The following is a 19,733-nucleotide window of genomic DNA, read 5'->3' on the forward strand; positions in this document are numbered from 1 at the left end:
CTTTCCCAAACTCCTCAACCTTATACGGTTCATCACTAAACAAAATCACATGTCCCATTTTGCGATTGTGCTTTTTCTCGTTAATAATACATATGCAAATAGTCATTTGAAATTCCTGAAAAAATCTCCCTACCAAGTATCATTACAATTTCTACAATAAAAGGCCTTTCTATCCCTCATTTTATGACAACATGGACATTCCACTAAGTCATCCTCACCTGTTGCATAAAGTGTTCGGTGCGCACACTTTGAGCAGTAGAATGTATCACCTTCATCCCACAATCGATTACTATCAGTATTACCACAGTTTGCACATTTCATAGTACTATACCTCAATTCATTAATACTCCTAAAAATTCTACTTTTCGACACAAACTGAAAAATGTATGACTTCCTACACAGAGTGGGTGAGATTCATAAATTAAAAATCAATCCCTTTCCCAAACTCCTCAACCTTATTCGGTTCATCACTAAACAAAGTTACATGTCCCATCTTGCGGTTGTGCTTCGCTTCTATTTTACCATATAAATGGAGGTGGGCGCTTGGATTTTCTGTCACATATTTTTCAGCAGCCTCGACGTGTTGGCCGAGAACATTGAGCATAACAGCAGGAGCATGAAGGTGAATTGCTGGGAGTGGTGCTCCGAGAACGCCCAAGATATGGGTATCAAACTGGGAGAAGTCACAAGCTTCAATCGAGTAATGGCCTGAATTGTGTGGACGTGGCGCGATTTCGTTGACAATGATGTCATCAGCTGTCGCAAACATTTCCACGCAAAGGGTTCCAGAAAGGTTTAGTTGTTCAGCAATTCGCACAGCCATAGCTTTGGCTTTTTCAGCTAGACTTTCAGAAATGCGAGCAGGTACAATGGTTTTTGAGAGGATGTTGTTGCGGTGGATATTTTCCTGAACTGGGAAAACCGTCACGTCCTTGCCATTTCCTGATACAATGACAGAAATTTCAAGGTCAAAATTGACGAATTCTTCCAAGACGCAGCCTGCTGAATCTGCTAGTGAATAAGCTTCTTCCAAGTCTGCTTCTGAACGAATAACCTTTTGTCCATGCCCATCATAGCCACCGGTCGCCGTCTTGAGGACATAGTTTTTCGATAGGTCAATATCTGCCAAGTCTTGACTTGAGGTCACAACCTTGTAAGGTGCAACGGTGACTTGAGCCTTGTTTGCGAGAAAGTCCTTTTCAAAAATGCGATTTTGAGAAATGCGGAGCAAGTCCGTTCCTTGAGGGAGTTGCCCATCCTTGATAACAGCATCCAAACCGTCGGCATCCACATTTTCAAACTCATAAGTGAGGACATCGCAACGCTCCGCCAACTGGCGAAGAGCGTCCACATCATTATAAGGAGCCACGATAATCTCCGCCACGCGAGAGGCCGGACAATCCACTGCAGGATCCAGCGCGATAACCTTGTGACCCATGTAGATAGCAGAAATGGCCATCATCTGACCGAGCTGGCCACCACCGATAATTCCAATGGTTTTAGTTGAGCTCATTTGTAGACTCCTCTGCGATTTTTCCTTGCTCTTCTGCGAAATCTGCCAAAGCTGTCGCAATGGCCTGGTCCTCTACTGACAGGAGACGGAGGGCAAAAAGGGCAGCATTAGTAGCACCCGCTTCACCAATAGCCATAGTTGCGACAGGCACACCACCTGGCATCTGTACGATAGAATAGAGCGAGTCCACGCCACTAAGGGCACGTGATTTGACAGGCACCCCGATGACTGGAAGGGTTGTTTTTGCAGCAACCATCCCTGGCAAGTGGGCAGCGCCACCCGCACCAGCGATGATGACTTTAATGCCACGACTACGTGCTTCTTCCGCATGTTTGAACATGAGGTCTGGTGTACGGTGTGCGGAAACAACTTTCTTTTCGTAGGCTACACCGAAGCGGTCTAGGACTTCTGCTGTTTTTTGCATGGTTGTCCAGTCGGACTTTGAGCCCATGATGATGGAAATTACTGGTTTCATAGTTAATAATATCCTTTTCTTTTTTGATAATGGTCTTAGGTGGTGGGGACGGAAGCAAACCTTCGGTTTCATTCCTAAACTTTGAGCCCAAGTCTCAAAGTTTCCCCCGACCAGAACAGATGCTGTTCTGGTCTTTTCACCACGGCGACCAATATCGTGTTTGGCTCGCTTTCGCTCGCCATTGTCAAATATAGTATCTGTTAATCTTTTAACGCTTTGCTTCCAATGTCATTTCGATAGAAGAGGCCTTCTGTTTTTTGTTGGGAGAGTTCTTGGTAGATGATATTTTGGCCGTCTTTGACGGTGTCTGCTGTTGTGACGAGCATATAGACGCGTCCGCCGTTTGAGAGGAGGTCTTGACCATTTTCAGCGAATTTAGCACCAGCATAGTAAGTGATGATGTCGCCCTCTGTCTTGGCTGGAAGTTTGACACCCTTCTCATAAGCAAGTGGATAGCCATTTGAAGCTACAACCACGCCTAGTGTCACCCCCTTGTCCGTCCAAGTGATGGCTGGCTTTTTGCCATCCAAAATGTCAGTGATGTTTTCTGCAAAGTCAGATGTCAAACGAGGTAAGATTATTTGCGTTTCAGGATCGCCAAAACGAGAGTTGAACTCGATGACTTTCGGTCCATCAGCTGTCAAGATTAGCCCCGCATAAAGGACACCAAGGTAAGGACGTCCTTCTTTAATCATACCTTCAAGAACTGGCTTGACAATAGTGTCAACCGCTGTGTCAACCACGCTCTGTGGCAAGTGAGGAACTGGCGCATAGGCACCCATCCCACCAGTGTTAGGACCTTTATCACCATCATAAGCACGTTTGTGGTCCTGAGCCGTTGGCATAATGTAGAACTTGTCACCATTGACAAAGGCAAAGAGAGAGAACTCTTCCCCGTCAAGGAATTCCTCGATGACCACACGCGCACCAGAGTCCCCAAATTTATTGTCCAAAAGCATCTCGTGAGCAGCTTCGACCGCTTGCTCAACCGTTTCAGCAACAACGACACCTTTCCCAAGCGCCAATCCGTCTGCCTTGACGACGATTGGAGCGCCTTTCTCCTCGATATAAACTTTGGCTTCCTCGAAATCTGAAAATGTGGCATAGGCTGCTGTCGGAACGTCGTATTTGACCATGATTTCCTTGGCAAAATCCTTGGACCACTCCAGCTCAGCCGCAGCCTTTGTCGGACCAAAGGCTTTGAGACCAGCTGCATTGAAATCATCCACGATACCAGCTGCAAGGGCATCATCTGGACCGATAAAGGTCCAAGCAATATCGTTGACTTTTGCGAAGTCAATCAGCTTAGAATGTTCGGAAATAGAGATATTTACCAAATCAAGTCCATCTAAGGTCATCCCGTCATTCCCAGGAGCCACAAAAACTTGCTCAACGTCTTTAGACTTCAACAACTTTTTGGCAATCGCGTGCTCACGACCACCTGAGCCAACAACTAACAGTTTCATCTCTCAACCTCTTTTGCGAATTATTTACTAACATTATATCATAAACGTTCGTTTTAATCTTGTTTCGTTAAGCTTTTTTAAGCAAAAAAGGAAAGAAACTGTTTTCTTCCCTTTCGTTTTCTTAATGTCTAAAATGTCTTACTCCTGTGAAGACCATAGTCAAGCCGTATTTATCAGCAGCTTCGATAGACTCTTGGTCACGGACTGATCCACCCGGTTGGATGATCGCTTTAATACCTGCTTTGGCGATTTCTTCCACATTATCTGCAAATGGGAAGAAGGCATCTGAAGCAAGAACAGCGCCGTCAAGGCGGTCTTTAGCTTGGTCAATAGCGATGCGGACGGAAGCCACACGGTTGGTTTGACCTGGGCCAACACCAAGTGTCATGTGGTCATTAGTCACGATGATCCCGTTTGATTTGACGTACTTGATAGCTTTCCAAGCAAACTCAAGAGCTGTCGCTTCTGTCTCAGTTGGTTGACGTTTGGTCACCACTTGCCAGTCAGCTGGACTTTCTTTGACCACGTCTTGGTTTTGAACGAGGAGACCACCAACAACACCTGTGTATTCTGCTTCTGCTTCGCTAGCGTCTTGAGCATCAAATGGCAAGGCTAGGATGCGCAAGTTTTTCTTCTTAGTTGTCAAGATTTCAAGCGCTTCATCTGTATAGCTTGGCGCAATGATGATTTCAAGGAAAACACCGTGCATTTTTTGTGCTGTCGCAGCATCCACTTCACGGTTGAGAACGACAATACCACCGAAGATAGAAACTGGGTCAGACTCATAAGCGTAGTCCCAAGCAGTTTCGATATCATCAGCTTGACCGATCCCACATGGGTTCATGTGTTTGAGAGCCACAACTGTTGGACGATCTTTGAAATCACGAATGATACGGATAGCGGCATCAGCATCACGGATATTGTTGAATGACAATTCTTTACCGTTAAGCTGTTTAGCTGAAGCAATTGAGTAAGCTGTTGGCAAACCTTTTTGATAGAAGTCTGCGTCTTGTTGAGGGTTTTCACCGTAACGCATTGGTTGCTTAAGGTCATAGGTCAAAGTGAGTTTTTCAGGTTTGCTTTCACCCACTTGAGCTGTGAAGTATTCTGCAATCAAGGCATCGTAAGCCGCTGTGTGACGGAATACTTTTGCTGCCAAACGTTGGCGAGTTTCGTAAGAGGTTTCACCGTTTGCTGCCAATTCGTCCAAAACTACAGCGTAGTCAGCAGGATCTACCACAACTGTGACGCTAGCGTGGTTCTTCGCTGCAGAACGAAGCATAGATGGACCACCGATATCGATGTTTTCAACTGCATCAGCGTAAGTCACGTCTGGTTTAAGAATCGTTTCCTTGAATGGGTAAAGGTTGACCACAACAAGGTCGATCAATTCAATCTTGTTGTCCTTAGCAGCCTCTAGGTGACTATCGAGATCACGACGAGCAAGAAGACCACCGTGGATATTTGGGTGAAGGGTCTTCACACGACCATCCATCATCTCTGGGAAACCAGTCACATCGTCGATAGCAATGGTATCAACACCAGCATTATCAAGGGCAACCTTGGTCCCACCTGTCGAGATGAGATCCCAACCAAGTTTTTTAAGTTCTTGGGCAAATTCAACGATGCCCGCTTTGTCTGAGACGCTGATTAAGGCCTTTTTCGTCATTCTATTCCTCTTTCTTTAGATCCAAGCGCATAGCGACTTCGTTATTTTCTTCTATAAATTCTGTTTCCTGAAAACCCAAACTAGTCAGTAGGTGCTTCATTTTTTCATTTCCAACCACATAATCTGCGATAATATGATTGCAAGTGCTATCCATCTGAGCCTTTTTGATCAAAACTTCCAAGGCTTTTCGTCCATAACCTCTTCCTTGGTACTGCTGGCCAATCATTATCCTCCAGATGAAGTATTCCGCTTCATCCTTATCTATTTCCAACAGGAGAAAACCAACTACAAGCTTATTCCAATAGATTGCCATTGGAAACACATCCCCATTCTCTCGGTAGAGCCATGCGTCAGCTAAAGAGCGTACATTTGGAGCCACGAAACGTGCTCGTTCATCAGCTTCAGATATTTTCAAATCCAGCACTGCCTGAAAACTGTTCTCATCTACTAATTTTATCTCAATCATTTTTTCTCCTAGCAATATTGCAAAATCAAAACTTGATTTACTTCTTATCTACTCCCCACTCCCAAACTATCCAAGACTTCTGGATAAAGTTTGTACTCTGTTTCGTGGATTCGAGTCTCGAAAGTATCAAGGGTATCCCCTTCAAGGCGTGGCACACGGACTTGTTTGATGACCTTACCGGTGTCCACACCCGAATCAACCCAGTGAATAGTCACACCAGACTGCTCAACCCCAGCCTTCCAAGCGTCCTCAATACCATGAGCACCTGGAAATTCAGGAAGATAAGCCGGGTGAATATTAATGATACGGCCTTCATAAGTTGCTAGCAAGGTTGGACCGACGATTTTCATGTAGCCTGCAAGACAAACCAAGTCAATCTGGTGTTCATCCAAGAGTTCGACGATAGCTCCTTCATAGTCTGCCTTGTTCTCAAACTCTTTGAGTTCAAAAGCGTAGGATAATACCCCTAGCTTTTCGGCACGTTCTAAGACATAGGCATCCCGGTGATCTGAAAAGACAAATTCTACTGGAAATTGTTCCGCAATCACCTGAAAGTTTGAGCCGTTACCAGAGGCAAAAACAGCAATTTTTTTAGCCATTATTTAATCACCACACTTGCATCTGTCTTCTTCACAATACGACCGATTTCATAAACTGGTTCGTCAAGAAGTTCTTTGACACATTCCACATTTTCTGGTTTTACCGCTAGCATGAGACCAATCCCCATGTTGAAGATTTCAAACATTTCTTCGTGTTTGATTTGGCCATATTTTTCAAGAGCTTTGAAAATTGGAAGGACTGGCACTTTGCTTTCGTCAATTTCAGCAGCCAAATCATCTGAGAACATCCGTGGTACATTTTCGATGAAACCACCACCTGTGATGTGGGCAATACCATTCACCAATTCTTCTTTGATGAGTGGCAAAACAGCCTTGACGTAGATACGTGTTGGTTCCAAAAGAACGTCTTTAAGTTTCTTCCCTTCCAATTCTGGGAGGACTTCTTCACCTGTGTAATCAGCAAAGACACGACGAACAAGTGAGTAACCATTTGAGTGGATACCGCTTGAAGCAAGCCCAAGAATCACATCCCCTTCAGCTACTTTTGAACCGTCGATGATTTGAGATTTTTCTGCCACACCTACTGCGAAACCAGCCAAGTCATAGTCGTCTTCACCATACATACCAGGCATTTCAGCAGTTTCCCCACCGATGAGGGCCGCACCTGCTTGTACACAACCTTCAGCCACACCCGCAACAACTTGTTCTAGTTTAGCTGGTTCATTTTTACCTGTTGCAATATAGTCAAGGAAGTAAAGAGGCTCAGCACCTGCAGCGATGATATCGTTGACACACATAGCCACACAATCTTGTCCGATGGTATCGTGTTTGTCATACTTGATAGCCAGCATTAACTTAGTACCAACACCATCTGTACCCGAGATCAAAACTGGCTCTTTGACACCTGTTTTTGAAAGGTCGAACATGCCACCAAAACCACCAAGAGCTCCCATGACACCTGCACGCTCCGTACGTGCCACGTGTTTTTTGATCCGTTCAACAACTTCATAACCCGCTTCAACGTCCACACCTGATTGGGCATAAGCATTTTTATTTGTCATTTGTTTATTCCTTTTCCTTTCCTTCAATGGGGAATTTTATTTGTAAAAACTCGTTTTTTCTTCCAAACTTCTACGATATTCTTCTTCATAATCATAGAGAGGAGTTGGATAGTTCCCATCAAAGTAAGCCACACAGAGACCGCCATTTGGCGCATCTGTTTCAATCCCAATAGAGTCAATCAATCCATCAATAGAAAGATAAGTCAGACTATCCGCACCAATGATTTGGCAAGTTTCCTCAACGGTATGATTAGCCGCAATCAACTCCTGACGTGTCTGGATATCAATTCCGTAGAAACATGGATAGGCAAGAGCAGGACTCCCAATGGCAACGTGAACTTCTGATGCCCCCGCTTCTTTCAAGAGTTGGACAATACGACGTGATGTTGTTCCACGTACAATGGAGTCATCAATCATGACCACACGTTTGCCTTTCACAACACCAGATACAGCAGAGAGCTTCATTCGCACTCCTTGTTCCCGTAATTCTTGAGTCGGCTGGATAAAGGTCCGTTGCGTATATTGGTTCTTGATGAGCCCCATTTCATTTGGCAGACCTGATTCTTCGGCAAAGCCCATTGCTGCACTGAGTGAGGAATTTGGTACCCCAACTACAATATCAGCTTCGTGCTTGAACTCACGTGCTAATTGAGCTCCCATTCTCTTACGAGCTGTATGGACATTGACACCGTGGATGTTAGAGTCGGGACGGGCAAAGTAGATGTACTCCATGGAACAGATTGCCAGCTGAGTATCGTTTGTATAGCTGTCATACTGGATGCCATTGTCATCAATAATGACAATCTCACCTGGTTTCACATCGCGAATCCACTCAGCACCGATGACTTCAAAGGCACAGGTTTCAGAGGAAACCACAACTGCTCCATTGGCCATTTTCCCGATTGACAGAGGACGGAAGCCGTTTGGATCAAGCGCTGCAATTAGCTTATCTTCAAACATCAAGAGATAAGCAAAACCACCTTTAACAAGACTGAGTGCTTCCTTGATCTTGCCCATCAGGTTTGGATTGTGGCTACGACGAATCAAGTGAGCCAAGATTTCTGAATCAGAGGTTGAACTGAAGATTGCCCCTCTTTGTTCCAATTCTTGCTTGAGTGATTCTGCATTAGTCAAATTCCCATTATGAGCCAAACCAAACTGCATATCGTGAAAGCGGAAGAGGAAAGGTTGGATATTATCTACAGAAGCTTCTCCCGCAGTCGCATAACGCACATGTCCAATCGCTCCGGTTCCTGTCAATTTATCCAAATTAGCAGGATTTTTGAAGACTTCTGATAAAAGTCCCATATCACGATGACGCTTCAATTTCCCTTGGTCATTGGAGAGGATTCCTGCCCCCTCCTGACCACGGTGCTGAAGACTATGGAGTCCAAAATAGGTCAATTTGGCAGCGTCTGGGTGACCCCAGATACCAAAAACACCACATTCCTCATTAAGAGATTTTACTTCGTATGTCATTTTATATACCTAATTTTTATTTGTGTATCATTCCTTCAGTAGTACTACAGCGGAATGATACGGTAGAAGCTCGTTTCACTCGCAACAACAAATCATTTACAATTATCGCAAGTTAGATCTACTTAATTTTACATTTACTGATAGTTATCTATTAGAAAATCTGCAAAGCCTATTTCCCAGTAAAGTATTTAACCGCTGATGCAAAGAGGTGTTGGTCTTTATTTCCTGGAATATTTTGGAAGAGACCGTCTTCGAAACGTTCTGAGTGACCCATTTTACCAATGATTTGACCATTCTTGCTAGTGATCCCTTCGATAGCATTCACAGATCCGTTAGGATTGTATTGTGAATCCATGCTTGGTTTGCCGTCGAAGTCAACGTATTGGGTAAAGATTTGACCATTGTCACGAAGCTCCGCAAATTCCTCAGCAGTCACAACAAATTTACCTTCACCGTGCGATACTGGGATGGCATGGATGTCACCAACTTCCACTCCAACAAGCCATGGTGAGTTGGTATTGGCAATACGTGTTTCAACCATCTTCGCCACGTGCTGGTTGGCATCATTGTAGAAGAGGGTTGGACTCGTACTGCTTGCATCTTCAAAGTTACCATATGGAAGAAGACCTGATTTAACAAGGGCTTGGAATCCGTTACAGATACCAATGATTAAACCACCACGTTCGATGAAACTATCAATGGCTACACGTACTTTTTCATTGAGCAAGATGTTAACGATAAATTTAGCAGATCCATCTGGTTCATCCGCTGCTGAGAAACCACCTGCAAAGAAGATAATGTTAGCTTTTTCGATATTGTCAACCATGGTGTCAACAGACTTGACAATCGCTTCTTCGTTCAATGTTACAAATGGTACCAAGTTGACTTTTGCACCTTCTTTTTCAAAAGCCTTAGCTGAATCGTACTCAGAGTTCGTACCTGGGAATACTGGGATATAAACCACTGGTGTCTCAACTGTTTCTTTAGCTTTGATCACAGCGTTTGATGCTACAGCAGGTACTTCTTCCAACTCAGTTGCTTGTGCAAATTCTGTTGGGTAAACCTCTTCCAATTTACCTTGGAAGGCACTGTCAAGTTTGTGTCCATCAAGCGTTACACCATTGACAGTAAGTGTAAAGTCCGCTACTGTTTGTCCGATCTTGGCAACACCTGCAATTTCTTCAGGAGATGTGAAGACGAATCCACCCAATTGAGCTGTTAAGGCAGTCTCAAGATTTTCAAGGGTTACAGTAGCACCAATATGGTTACCAAATGTTGCAAGGGCAAGAGCTTCAACCACACCACCATATTTGACAGCTGATGCAGATGTGACTTTATGGTCAGCTTGGATGGCTTCAAATTGAGCAAAGTTAGACTTGATAAGATCGAAGTCAATTTCTTGTGCCAAAGCTTGACCAGGAATGTAGTAAATATTTTCACCAGCAGCTTTGAATTCTGGAGAAAGGACCTTACGGCTATCTGCTGTTGTCACACCAAAAGCAACCAAGGTTGGTGGTACTGTCAATTCTTCAAAGGTACCAGACATAGAGTCTTTACCACCGATAGATGGTAAACCAAGTTGAATCTGAGCTTCGATTGATCCAAGGAGAGCAGCTACTGGTTGACCAAAACGCTCTGCTTGTTTATCCATACGCTCGAAGTACTCTTGGTAAGAGAAGCGAGCCTTAGACCAGTTTGCACCAGCAGCAACCAAACGAGCTGTTGCTTCGATGACTGCATAGGCAGCACCATGATATGGAGACCATTCTGCTACATAAGGGTTGAATCCTTGTGCCATGACTGAAGCCGTATGCGTTACACCATGTTGGACTGGCAATTTCTGTACAGAAGCTTCCGTTGGTGTAATTTGGTAGCGACCACCGAGTGGGTGATTGACTGTTGAACGACCAACTGAGCTATCAAAGATGGTTTGTAACCCTTTTTGACTGGCATGGTTAAGGTCAGCCAAGACTTCAAGAGTATCAGCTTCAAGGGTTTCAGCAGATGTTTGACGTTCTTCTGGAAGCTTGACATCCTTGTCAACCACCTTAGCGTCTACAACTACGCGCACACCGTTTATATCAAGGAAACGACGTTCCAAATTAACGATAGTTTCACCATTCCAGTGCATGACAAGATTTGGTTTTTCAGTCACTGTCGCAACGACAACAGCATCAATATTTTCTTTGTTACATGCTGCAATAAAGGCAGCTACATCTTCTGGACGAACCACTACAGCCATACGCTCTTGAGATTCAGAGATAGCAATTTCTGTACCGTTTAATCCTTGGTATTTCAATGGCACTTTGTCTAGATCAATTTCAAGACCATCTGCCAATTCACCGATAGCCACACAGACACCACCAGCACCAAAGTCATTTGATTTCTTGATAAGACGTGTCACATCCCCATTACGGAAAAGACGTTGAATCTTACGTTCTTCGATGGCATTCCCTTTTTGGACCTCAGCACCAGCTGTTTCAACAGATTCAACGGTTTGAACCTTAGAAGAACCTGTCGCACCACCGACACCGTCACGTCCAGTCTTACCACCGAGCAAGATAATCACATCGCCAGCTTCAGGCTTTTCACGGACAACATTTTCCTTAGGAGCCGCACCGACAACTGCACCTAGCTCCATACGCTTAGCAACGAAACCTGGGTGGAAGTATTCACGAACGTAAGTTGTTGCAAGACCAATTTGGTTACCATATGAAGAATAACCGTGAGCCGCTGTTTTAGAAATCACTTGTTGTGGCAATTTACCAGCACGAGTTTCAGCAATTGGTGTTGTAATATCACCAGCACCTGAGATACGCATGGCTTGGTAAACATATGATCGACCTGACAATGGGTCACGAATGGCACCACCGATACAAGTAGCCGCTCCACCAAACGGTTCAATCTCCGTTGGGTGGTTATGAGTTTCGTTTTTGAACATGAGAAGCCATGGTTCTTTGACACCATTAACATCCACTTCAATTTCAACAGAGCAGGCATTGATTTCATCAGACACTTCCATATCATCCAAACGGCCATTGGCACGCTCATAACGACCAAAAATAGTCGCCATATCCATCAAGGTCTGAGGTTTTTCCGTACGTCCCAACTCATCACGCATGGCGATATATTTGTCATAAGTCGCTTGCAATTGTTTTTGGAATTTAGAAGCTGAGAAGTCAATATTCTTCAATTCAGTCTCGAAAGTTGTGTGACGACAGTGGTCAGACCAGTAAGTATCCAACACCTTCAACTCAGTCTCAGTTGGCACACGACCAATAGACTTGAAGTAATCTTGAATGAATAGAAGGTCATCCACTTCCATTGCCAATCCTTGCTCTGCCTTATACTGTGCAAAATCTTCTGCTGTATAAGTTTTAAAGAAATCCAAGTTTGGAATGGTCTTGTCAGACTCAGAGAAATCCTGTTTCGCAATACCAACAGTGATGTCTTTGAAACGAGAATCCACTGGGTTCAAGAGGTAATTTTTGACAGCTTCCAACTCATTTGCATCAATATCCTTGTTAACTAAGTAAAGTTGCGCTGTGTTCACTGTTACATCATTTGAGCTACCAAGCAACAGCAAAGCTTCTTGTGAAGATGCCGCACGTTGGTCAAATTGACCAGGCAAACTTTCGATAGCAAAGAAAGCATACTTCTCAAGATCGGCCTTCACTTCAGCTTCATCCAAAACAGTATCGGTCACTTGTTCAGAGAAGATATGTTTTTCCGCACGCGCAAACAAGTCCTCTGCCAAACCAAAAACATCGTAAACCTGAACAATACGAAGATCATTCAAGGTTTTCAACTGAAGATTATGCTGCAATTCTTTTACTAAAGAGTCCGATTTCACACGAAAATCAGCTTTTTTCTCAACGAAAATACGTTTATCCATTTTATTTCCTTTATTTCTATTCAAATAGGTTATCGAAGACGAAGGTTTTCCGTTTCAAACAAGTTACTTCAAACCCTGCAATTTTTCTAAAACGACCTTGTAAACATCCGTTAAACTGCCCAAATCTCTACGAAAAACATCTTTATCCATGTGATGACCTTCCGCATCCCAAAGACGGCAGTTATCTGGTGAGAATTCGTCTGCCAAGATAATCTTGCCATCCTTATCAAAACCAAATTCCAATTTGAAGTCAATCAAGCGAAGACCAATTTGTGCAAACCAATCTTTCAACAATTCATTGATATGACGTGTTTCTTCCTTGATATAAGCAATTTGCTCATCATTGGCAATATCCAAAAACTTCACATGCTCATCATTGATGAATGGATCATCCAAATCATCGTTTTTGTAGTAAAATTCAACGATTGGAGTCTCCAAGTCCAAACCTTCTTCAACGCCAAAACGTTTAGAAAAAGAACCCGCAGTCACGTTACGAAGAACAACCTCCAAAGGAATGATTGTCACTTTCTTGTTGAGTTGTTCTGTGTCAGAAATACGTTCGATAAAGTGTGTCGCCACACCAGCAGCATTCAATTTTTCAAAAATAAGAGACGAAATCTGATTATTCAGCACACCTTTACCCTCAATGGTCTCTTTGCGAGCTCCATTCAGCATAGTGGCCTGGTCCTTGTAGACCGACTTAATCACATTTTCGTCTTCTGTACTATAGATATCTTTAGCTTTTCCCGTATAAATAAGTTTACTGGACATTTTCTTGTTCGCCTTTCGCATTACTTTACATCATTTTAACACAACATACACTAAAAATCAAATATTTCACGAACTATATTTGATGTCACATCTGAAAAAGTACAGAAAAATCGCAAACGAATTTTCATTTGCGATTTTCTAAGATTGATTTGAGTTAAAATGAGAACTTTATTCTTGTTTCAAAAAACGATCAAGATAGTAGCGTAAAAAACTCTTCCTACCTGTAATCATAGTCAAACGACCTTCAAGTCCATAACGAAGTTTTTCTGCTTGTTCAGCATTCAAATCCGTCTCTGCCTCTAATTTAAAGAAATTACCCTTTTCTGTCTGAGTCGCACTGGTATCGATATTCGTAATCTTGGAGGTCAATACTAGCTGCTTATTCGCATCCGTTACCGTTGTAAATCGTACCTCATTTCCATGCTTGAGACCAGCCACTTCCTTAGAACTGATATAGGCTGTTAGTTTTGCCTTCCTCTCTCTAGCCAACTGCGGAAAAAGGTGAGCGAGGATAGTTCCTTCTGGAATAATGGTAGATCGACTATGCTCAAGATTCAAATGTAGAACACCATCTTCTGTTGCTGTAATTTTCCCCTTCTCTAAAAGATTTCCTTGAATCTTTTTCCCTGACTCCGCTTCAAGAATTTTCTGATCCAAGAGCGTTAATTCCTGACCTACCTTGGCTAGTTGTTGAGATTTTAATGACTCCAACTGACTTCCTAATCCAGATGCATAAGCTTGCTGGGCTCCTGAACCTGCATACTGTACTCGATAACCTGCAAGAGTTGACTCCAACTGAGTGATTTGAGCATCTAGCTGAGATAAGGCCTGCTGTTTGGTTTCCGATCCTTGCTCCTTTGTCGACTGATAAATAGCATAAGCTGGATGATCACTCTCTAAGTGTCCATCACCCTGAATAGCAGACTTGGCTTGCTGATATTCTTTAATTTTGGACTGGGTTTCACCGATGAGATTGCCTAACTCTGCCTGACTACCACTGGCTGCTGCATTTTGAGATGATATACTAGCATTTTGTTGCTCAACCTGACTCCGCAGACTAGCAGCTTGATTTAGATAATCTAAAAAACTATGCTGATAGCCAAATTTATCTGCTTCTGGAAATTGATCACTTCCTGCTTGAAGGCTTGTTTTTAAATACTCCAGTTGGACCTTCTGATCCTTGAGCATTTCCAACTGACTAGCATAATTCTCAGCCTGCACGGCTTCTGCTCCCTCTTGGTATTGAACGAGAAGATCCCCTTGCTTGACAAACTTATTTTCAGCCAAATGATTCGCCACAATCTTACTATTACTACTAGACTGAATGGTAGCAATGATACGAGCAGGTTCTACCGTAGCTCCAGCTGTCAAGCTTATCTCCTTTTGGGCAAAGATTGAAAAAACGATCAGGAACAAAAACAAGATAAAACTTGGAAAAATCACATAACTAGAAAAATTATGGTAACGACGATTGTAAAACTCAGCACTTTCTAAAAATTCTGATTGCATCTTTTCTCCTCTCTAACTATTCACCAAGTGGGCATAAAAACCACCCTGAGCCAACAAATCTGCATGTGTTCCTTCTTCAACAATCTTGCCCTGATCCAAAACGACAACCTTCTCTGTCCGCTCAGCAATGGTCAAGCGGTGAGCAATGAAGATCAAGGTCTTATCCAAAGCCATCAGATTATCGACAATTCGCTTCTCGGTCAAAATATCCAGACTGCTGGTCGCCTCATCCAAGATCAAGATAGGCGCATCAGTCAAGAGAGCACGCGCCAGAGCGATCCTCTGACGTTGCCCACCTGAAATCCCTGCCCCATCCGAAGTCAATTCTGTCTGGTAATTCAGTGGCATCCGCTCAATATCCTCCCGAATCTCTGCCAACTCCACTGCTCTCAAGATATCCTCCTGGGTCGTCCCCTCCTTAGCTCCGAGGAGAAGATTCTCCAAGATCGTTCCATTAAAAACGTAGGGTTGCTGAGGAAGATAGTTGATATACTGGCGCAGAGCCTTTTTATCAATCTGATTGAAATTGACGCCACCCAGGCTAATCTCCCCCTGACTTGGATCGTAAAAATTAACCATCATCTTAGCCAAGGTCGTCTTACCCGATCCTGAAATTCCCACAAAAGCCACTTTAGAGCCTTGTGGAATAGTCAGATTGATGTCCGACAAGACATCTCGACCATAACCATATTTGTAGTGAACCTGCTTGAAAGTCATATCTCCTTCTAGCAAGCTCAAATCTGAGACTGTTTTCTTTTCCTCAAACTCAGATGCAACCAGATAAACTTCATTCAGACGGTTATTGGCTACCTGCGCTGTCTGAAGTTTGGTTTGCAGATTGATGATATTCTCCAAAGGATTTGTAAAGTAAACAAGCAAGGTATTATAGGTAATCAACTGGCCCAAACTCATCTTATTATCCATAACTAGGAGAGCCCCCATCCAGAGAATGCCAACATTGAGTAAGAGTTGGGCAACTTTTTTCAGAGCCTTTTGTTGGCTTTCTGCCCGACTATAGGTAAAAGATTTTTTCAGATAATCCACAAATTCCTTGTCAATCTTTTGGTAACGTTGACTTTCACTGGTCAAAGACTTAATGGTCTCAATACCGTTAATATCCTCGATAATAGAAGATGACAGGACTGCATTAGCTTCCATGGTATCCCTATTCATCTTTTCAAAGGGCTTCATAAAAGCAAAGATAATCACTGTGTATATAGGAAGAGCTAGTAAACTCATGAAAAAAAGATTGCTATTCTGCGAAAATAGAACTACTGAAATAATCAAGACAGTAGATACATCCAAAAAAATTGACAGAATAGTCGAAGCCAGGGCATCGATGATACTATTTGCATCCGTGAAACGAGACACGATTTCCCCTGTACGACGTGTCGCAAAAAAGGACATAGGCAGGTGAAAAACATGCTTGATATAAGACAAAATCACATCAATGGACAAGCGTTGTCCCAAAACAAGTAAAAGATACTCCTGGGCATAAGATAAGATTTGCTGAAGGACATAAACGATGACTAGCCCTATTGAGATAATGCCCAAGGTTGAACGCATCTGATCTGGTACATAAGTATCAATGATAGACTGCAGATAATAAGAACCCACAATGTTAATCAAGGTCACCAAGAGGGTCGCCAAAACGATATTAACAATCAAACCTCGCTGTTTCACTAATATAGGGATAAAGGAGAGCAGACCATTTTTTTGTTCCTTATGAGGCTTATAAGTCGGAGATGGGGCCATAAAAATAGTGATTCCTGTCCACTCCTTAGCAAAGCGCTCACGAGAAATCTTGGTCAGCTTAACACTAGGATCTGGATCAGCAATATGAATGTTGTTCTTGTCCTGCCCAGTCACCACATAGTAGTGGAGCAATTTTCCTTCCTTAAGAACATGGGCAACAAAAGGAAAAGTCAAATCTGGCAAGTCAAAGAGCGTCATATCCGCCTTAATGGCCCGCGTCTCAAAGCCAATCTCCTCAGCAACCTTGACTAAGCCTAAAGCAGTAGTCCCATCCATGGTCGTCTTGGCCAATTCACGCAAGTGAGCCAAAGAATAGTAACTACCATAGTAGCCAAAAACCATGGCTAATGAAGCTACACCGCAGTCCATCTGATCCACCTGCGGACGATAGTGACGTTTCCCAAATTTCATATCCATCTCCTTTTTCCTAATACTCAATGAAAATCAAAGAGCAAACTAGGAAACTAGCCGCAGGCTGCTCAAAACACTGTTTTGAGGTTGTAGATAAGACTGACGAAGTCAGTCACATATATACGGCAAGGCGACGTTGACGTGGTTTGAATTTGATTTTCGAAGAGTATAAACTCATCTGATAACAACTATCTTACCTCAATCCCCAAACAAAAACTGGACTTCCTCCCCAAATGCGCCTATCTCCCTCCCAACTGCACTTCTTTTGCAAAAAAATAGGCAGAACAAACGTCCTACCTAGAAAATATAATGATTAATATTTCTTACCTTTTCCAATTTTTTTACGATTTACCACAAATTTTTAAATTAACGTCTACTTCCTAGATAACGTCCAAACATATAAGAAGTTCCTCCTAAAACACCCCAAGCTACTGCTGTAGAAGTAGTAACAATGAAACCTCCCTTAGTTACAGCCAAGTCTTCCTCTGTCATAATAGCAAATTTTTTATTCAGTTTCTTCATTTTTCATCTACTCCTTTTTAAACAATACTAGCTAATCCAATAGCTACTCCAACCAAAAGTCCTACTATTCCTGAGGCTGATATAATGATAGCCGCACATTCTTCTGAGATATTCATTTATTTCTCCATTCTTTTTTAGTTCTTATTCAATTGATAACAACTAAAAGATGATTATTCAATAGCATTTGCCACATACTAATAATAATTCTCTTTAAACCTTGTCTTTACCTGAATCTAAATAGCTCATCATCAAAATAAGCATCGGAACAAATAACTCTGTTTGGAAATATTTTTCAACATTAAAGGTGATTACATTTAAATCTCCTAATATGCAAAGCACTCCAAAAATAATTAAAAAGGCTCCCATTACATTTTTTAGTTTTTTCATACAAGTTCACTTTTATTCCTTTTTAGTTCAACTTAATGATTAGTTACTAATAGATCTTCTTTTATTTTCTGAACTACACTTATATCCTACATAAAACAGACCAAGTAGAATTGGATAGATTTCTGGATAAAACAAGGTATTGATCGGTTTTTTCAAAATCAAATACGTTACAATATAGATAATGACTGACACGATAAAATATCCCTCAGCAAATCCCAATAAAAATTTTTTCATAGCAGACTCCTATTTATCTGACAAGAATGGCAGAGTTTTTTCGCCATTCACACGCACAAAATCCTTTTCATTCAGATTCATCATTTATAGTTTGGATTATCTTTTGACAAATCCTTGCAAAAAATCCAAAATAGCCTGAGGCAATCAATCCAACTAAATACCATTTCCAATCAAAGGATAACAACGAACCTGTACGAATTACATGAAGCACAAGATTGAGACCTATTGCCACCAAAGGAACTATGGTAACAATGTATTGAGATCAGTGTTGCGATCGTTCATTATCTAACGCCCACGACGAGCAAAATCTGAACCAAATTTGTAACCAGCATTAAAAATTTGTACAGCAGCATTCAGTACTCCTGCAATCCCAACTGCTTCCGCAAGACCAAAACCACCTTTTGTTCCCACTAATTCATCGTCAGATAATTGATAAAATTGTTCTAAGTTCATGTTCATCATTACTCCTTTGTATTATATTTTATTGCTATGTAAATGATTAAAATGAGTATTGGATATGTAAATACTTCTGAAATATCCATAAAATTTACACTATACTGTCCAGATAATATTTTATAGTCAATTAAAATTTGAACGATAGTAAAAATAATACGTAGCGATAACAATACCCCTAATAATATCACTTCTTTTTTTAAAAACATAGAAATGCCTCTCTGACTACAATCAGATTATGGTCTATTTGCATAATACCCCAAAGCTGCTCCTCCAGCAAAAAGCGCTGTTGCTCCACCTGCTACTGCCGCACCTACCTTCCAAATAGATACTCCAGCGAGTACAAGAGGCAGTGCTCCCCCATCCACTTCCATCAGCTCTTCTTCCGTAAGAGCTTCAAAGTTCTGTTCCATTTTGTCAAAGTTTGTCATTTGTTTTCTCCTTTATTTTTATAGTTTTTTGTTTGTGATTGTTAACCTTTAAACCATTTTAAAAGCCAAATTGGATAAATAACTGAAATAATCATTTCTAATCTCCTTCCTCTTCTTCTCACTTGTCTATTCAAGAAATCATTTTAAAATAAACAGCTAAATCAAATTTATTTTAAGAACCACTTAATGAACCATGGATACATGATTGGCATAAACATGAAGCAATCTCCTTCCTCTTCTTCTCACTTATCTATTCGAGAAATCATTTAAAAATGAATGAATAAATTTAATTTATTTAAAATACAATTTGATAAACCATGGAAGTAAAATTGGTAAATACATTAATCAAACTCCTTTCCTTTTCTTCTTACTTATCTATTCGTAAATAATTTTAAAATAAACAACTAAGTCAAATTTATTTTAAAAACCACTTGATCAACCACGGATAAAGACCTGTCACATACATCAGTAATCCTCCTTTTTTGTTCTCATCTCTTTATTCGTAAACTCATACTCTTCGAAAATCTCTTCAAACCACGTCAGCTTCACCTTGCCGTACTCAAGTACAGCCTGCGGCTAGCTTCCTAGTTTGCTCTTTGATTTTCATTGAGTATCAACTATAAAACTTCAACATCTTATCTTTTTTCGAGAAATAAAAAAACAACATGACTTGCAT

17 protein-coding genes are annotated in these 19,733 nt (G+C 41.8%); all 17 read right to left on the bottom strand.

Annotated features, from left to right (window positions below):
• Nucleotides 1-421 precede the first annotated feature (421 nt).
• Complete coding sequence (gene purK, locus O3658_RS07640; RefSeq protein ID WP_263284469.1) at nucleotides 422-1,513, bottom strand: 5-(carboxyamino)imidazole ribonucleotide synthase; 1,092 nt, start codon at nucleotides 1,511-1,513, stop codon at nucleotides 422-424.
• The gene (purE, locus tag O3658_RS07645; RefSeq protein WP_223339126.1) at nucleotides 1,500-1,988 is read right to left on the bottom strand and encodes a 5-(carboxyamino)imidazole ribonucleotide mutase; all 489 of its coding nucleotides are present in this window, start codon (nucleotides 1,986-1,988) and stop codon (nucleotides 1,500-1,502) included. Before purE ends, purK begins: the two co-directional genes overlap by 14 nt.
• A 200-nt stretch (nucleotides 1,989-2,188) precedes the next feature.
• Nucleotides 2,189-3,454 (bottom strand): phosphoribosylamine--glycine ligase, encoded by a 1,266-nt coding sequence (gene purD / locus O3658_RS07650; protein WP_371560544.1) that lies wholly within the window; start codon nucleotides 3,452-3,454, stop codon nucleotides 2,189-2,191.
• 121 nt (nucleotides 3,455-3,575) lie between these two features.
• Nucleotides 3,576-5,123, bottom strand: a complete 1,548-nt coding sequence (purH, locus tag O3658_RS07655; protein ID WP_371560546.1) for a bifunctional phosphoribosylaminoimidazolecarboxamide formyltransferase/IMP cyclohydrolase — start codon at nucleotides 5,121-5,123, stop codon at nucleotides 3,576-3,578.
• Between the two features lies 1 nt (nucleotide 5,124).
• Nucleotides 5,125-5,589, bottom strand: coding sequence for a GNAT family N-acetyltransferase (locus O3658_RS07660; protein WP_371560548.1), 465 nt, complete (start codon nucleotides 5,587-5,589; stop codon nucleotides 5,125-5,127).
• 44 nt (nucleotides 5,590-5,633) lie between these two features.
• Nucleotides 5,634-6,188, bottom strand: a complete 555-nt coding sequence (purN, locus tag O3658_RS07665) for a phosphoribosylglycinamide formyltransferase (RefSeq protein WP_371560550.1) — start codon at nucleotides 6,186-6,188, stop codon at nucleotides 5,634-5,636.
• Nucleotides 6,188-7,210, bottom strand: coding sequence for a phosphoribosylformylglycinamidine cyclo-ligase (purM, locus tag O3658_RS07670; RefSeq protein ID WP_371560552.1), 1,023 nt, complete (start codon nucleotides 7,208-7,210; stop codon nucleotides 6,188-6,190). The genes purN and purM overlap by 1 nt, the downstream gene beginning before the upstream one ends.
• Nucleotides 7,211-7,246: 36 nt before the next feature.
• A complete protein-coding gene (purF, locus tag O3658_RS07675) occupies nucleotides 7,247-8,689 on the bottom strand; it encodes an amidophosphoribosyltransferase (RefSeq protein ID WP_371560554.1) in 1,443 nt (480 codons plus the stop codon).
• A 169-nt stretch (nucleotides 8,690-8,858) separates the two neighbouring features.
• Nucleotides 8,859-12,584 (bottom strand): phosphoribosylformylglycinamidine synthase, encoded by a 3,726-nt coding sequence (locus tag O3658_RS07680; RefSeq protein WP_371560556.1) that lies wholly within the window; start codon nucleotides 12,582-12,584, stop codon nucleotides 8,859-8,861.
• 63 nt (nucleotides 12,585-12,647) lie between these two features.
• Nucleotides 12,648-13,355, bottom strand: a complete 708-nt coding sequence (purC, locus tag O3658_RS07685; protein ID WP_371560558.1) for a phosphoribosylaminoimidazolesuccinocarboxamide synthase — start codon at nucleotides 13,353-13,355, stop codon at nucleotides 12,648-12,650.
• A 168-nt stretch (nucleotides 13,356-13,523) separates the two neighbouring features.
• The gene (locus O3658_RS07690) at nucleotides 13,524-14,864 is read right to left on the bottom strand and encodes a bacteriocin secretion accessory protein (protein WP_371560560.1); all 1,341 of its coding nucleotides are present in this window, start codon (nucleotides 14,862-14,864) and stop codon (nucleotides 13,524-13,526) included.
• A 12-nt stretch (nucleotides 14,865-14,876) separates the two neighbouring features.
• Nucleotides 14,877-17,030 (bottom strand): peptide cleavage/export ABC transporter ComA, encoded by a 2,154-nt coding sequence (gene comA / locus O3658_RS07695; RefSeq protein WP_371560562.1) that lies wholly within the window; start codon nucleotides 17,028-17,030, stop codon nucleotides 14,877-14,879.
• A gap of 366 nt (nucleotides 17,031-17,396) precedes the next feature.
• Nucleotides 17,397-17,552: a hypothetical protein gene (locus tag O3658_RS07700; protein ID WP_000735877.1), complete on the bottom strand. Its 156-nt coding sequence runs from the start codon at nucleotides 17,550-17,552 to the stop codon at nucleotides 17,397-17,399.
• A gap of 210 nt (nucleotides 17,553-17,762) precedes the next feature.
• Nucleotides 17,763-17,939, bottom strand: a complete 177-nt coding sequence (locus O3658_RS07705) for a hypothetical protein (protein WP_371560564.1) — start codon at nucleotides 17,937-17,939, stop codon at nucleotides 17,763-17,765.
• A 39-nt stretch (nucleotides 17,940-17,978) separates the two neighbouring features.
• Nucleotides 17,979-18,173: a hypothetical protein gene (locus O3658_RS07710; protein WP_371560566.1), complete on the bottom strand. Its 195-nt coding sequence runs from the start codon at nucleotides 18,171-18,173 to the stop codon at nucleotides 17,979-17,981.
• 285 nt (nucleotides 18,174-18,458) lie between these two features.
• Nucleotides 18,459-18,626: a class IIb bacteriocin, lactobin A/cerein 7B family gene (locus O3658_RS07715; RefSeq protein ID WP_001047582.1), complete on the bottom strand. Its 168-nt coding sequence runs from the start codon at nucleotides 18,624-18,626 to the stop codon at nucleotides 18,459-18,461.
• A 236-nt stretch (nucleotides 18,627-18,862) separates the two neighbouring features.
• Nucleotides 18,863-19,057: a class IIb bacteriocin, lactobin A/cerein 7B family gene (locus O3658_RS07720; RefSeq protein ID WP_371560569.1), complete on the bottom strand. Its 195-nt coding sequence runs from the start codon at nucleotides 19,055-19,057 to the stop codon at nucleotides 18,863-18,865.
• Between the last annotated feature and the right edge of the window lie 676 nt (nucleotides 19,058-19,733).

Origin of the sequence: Streptococcus sp. 27098_8_69 (assembly GCF_041432445.1) — a bacterium.
In the GTDB taxonomy this organism is placed as follows: domain Bacteria; phylum Bacillota; class Bacilli; order Lactobacillales; family Streptococcaceae; genus Streptococcus.

What these genes read in the sequence shown, in the direction of transcription:
- purF (WP_371560554.1), bottom strand. Translation starts at nt 8,689, where the DNA reads ATGACATACGAAGTAAAATCTCTTAATGAGGAATGTGGTGTTTTTGGT.
- purD (WP_371560544.1), bottom strand. Translation starts at nt 3,454, where the DNA reads ATGAAACTGTTAGTTGTTGGCTCAGGTGGTCGTGAGCACGCGATTGCC.
- purN (WP_371560550.1), bottom strand. Translation starts at nt 6,188, where the DNA reads ATGGCTAAAAAAATTGCTGTTTTTGCCTCTGGTAACGGCTCAAACTTT.
- purC (WP_371560558.1), bottom strand. Translation starts at nt 13,355, where the DNA reads ATGTCCAGTAAACTTATTTATACGGGAAAAGCTAAAGATATCTATAGT.
- O3658_RS07710 (WP_371560566.1), bottom strand. Translation starts at nt 18,173, where the DNA reads ATGAAAAAATTTTTATTGGGATTTGCTGAGGGATATTTTATCGTGTCA.
- O3658_RS07660 (WP_371560548.1), bottom strand. Translation starts at nt 5,589, where the DNA reads ATGATTGAGATAAAATTAGTAGATGAGAACAGTTTTCAGGCAGTGCTG.
- purM (WP_371560552.1), bottom strand. Translation starts at nt 7,210, where the DNA reads ATGACAAATAAAAATGCTTATGCCCAATCAGGTGTGGACGTTGAAGCG.
- O3658_RS07720 (WP_371560569.1), bottom strand. Translation starts at nt 19,057, where the DNA reads ATGACAAACTTTGACAAAATGGAACAGAACTTTGAAGCTCTTACGGAA.
- O3658_RS07715 (WP_001047582.1), bottom strand. Translation starts at nt 18,626, where the DNA reads ATGAACTTAGAACAATTTTATCAATTATCTGACGATGAATTAGTGGGA.
- O3658_RS07705 (WP_371560564.1), bottom strand. Translation starts at nt 17,939, where the DNA reads ATGAAAAAACTAAAAAATGTAATGGGAGCCTTTTTAATTATTTTTGGA.
- O3658_RS07680 (WP_371560556.1), bottom strand. Translation starts at nt 12,584, where the DNA reads ATGGATAAACGTATTTTCGTTGAGAAAAAAGCTGATTTTCGTGTGAAA.
- O3658_RS07690 (WP_371560560.1), bottom strand. Translation starts at nt 14,864, where the DNA reads ATGCAATCAGAATTTTTAGAAAGTGCTGAGTTTTACAATCGTCGTTAC.
- purH (WP_371560546.1), bottom strand. Translation starts at nt 5,123, where the DNA reads ATGACGAAAAAGGCCTTAATCAGCGTCTCAGACAAAGCGGGCATCGTT.
- O3658_RS07700 (WP_000735877.1), bottom strand. Translation starts at nt 17,552, where the DNA reads ATGAAGAAACTGAATAAAAAATTTGCTATTATGACAGAGGAAGACTTG.
- purE (WP_223339126.1), bottom strand. Translation starts at nt 1,988, where the DNA reads ATGAAACCAGTAATTTCCATCATCATGGGCTCAAAGTCCGACTGGACA.
- comA (WP_371560562.1), bottom strand. Translation starts at nt 17,030, where the DNA reads ATGAAATTTGGGAAACGTCACTATCGTCCGCAGGTGGATCAGATGGAC.
- purK (WP_263284469.1), bottom strand. Translation starts at nt 1,513, where the DNA reads ATGAGCTCAACTAAAACCATTGGAATTATCGGTGGTGGCCAGCTCGGT.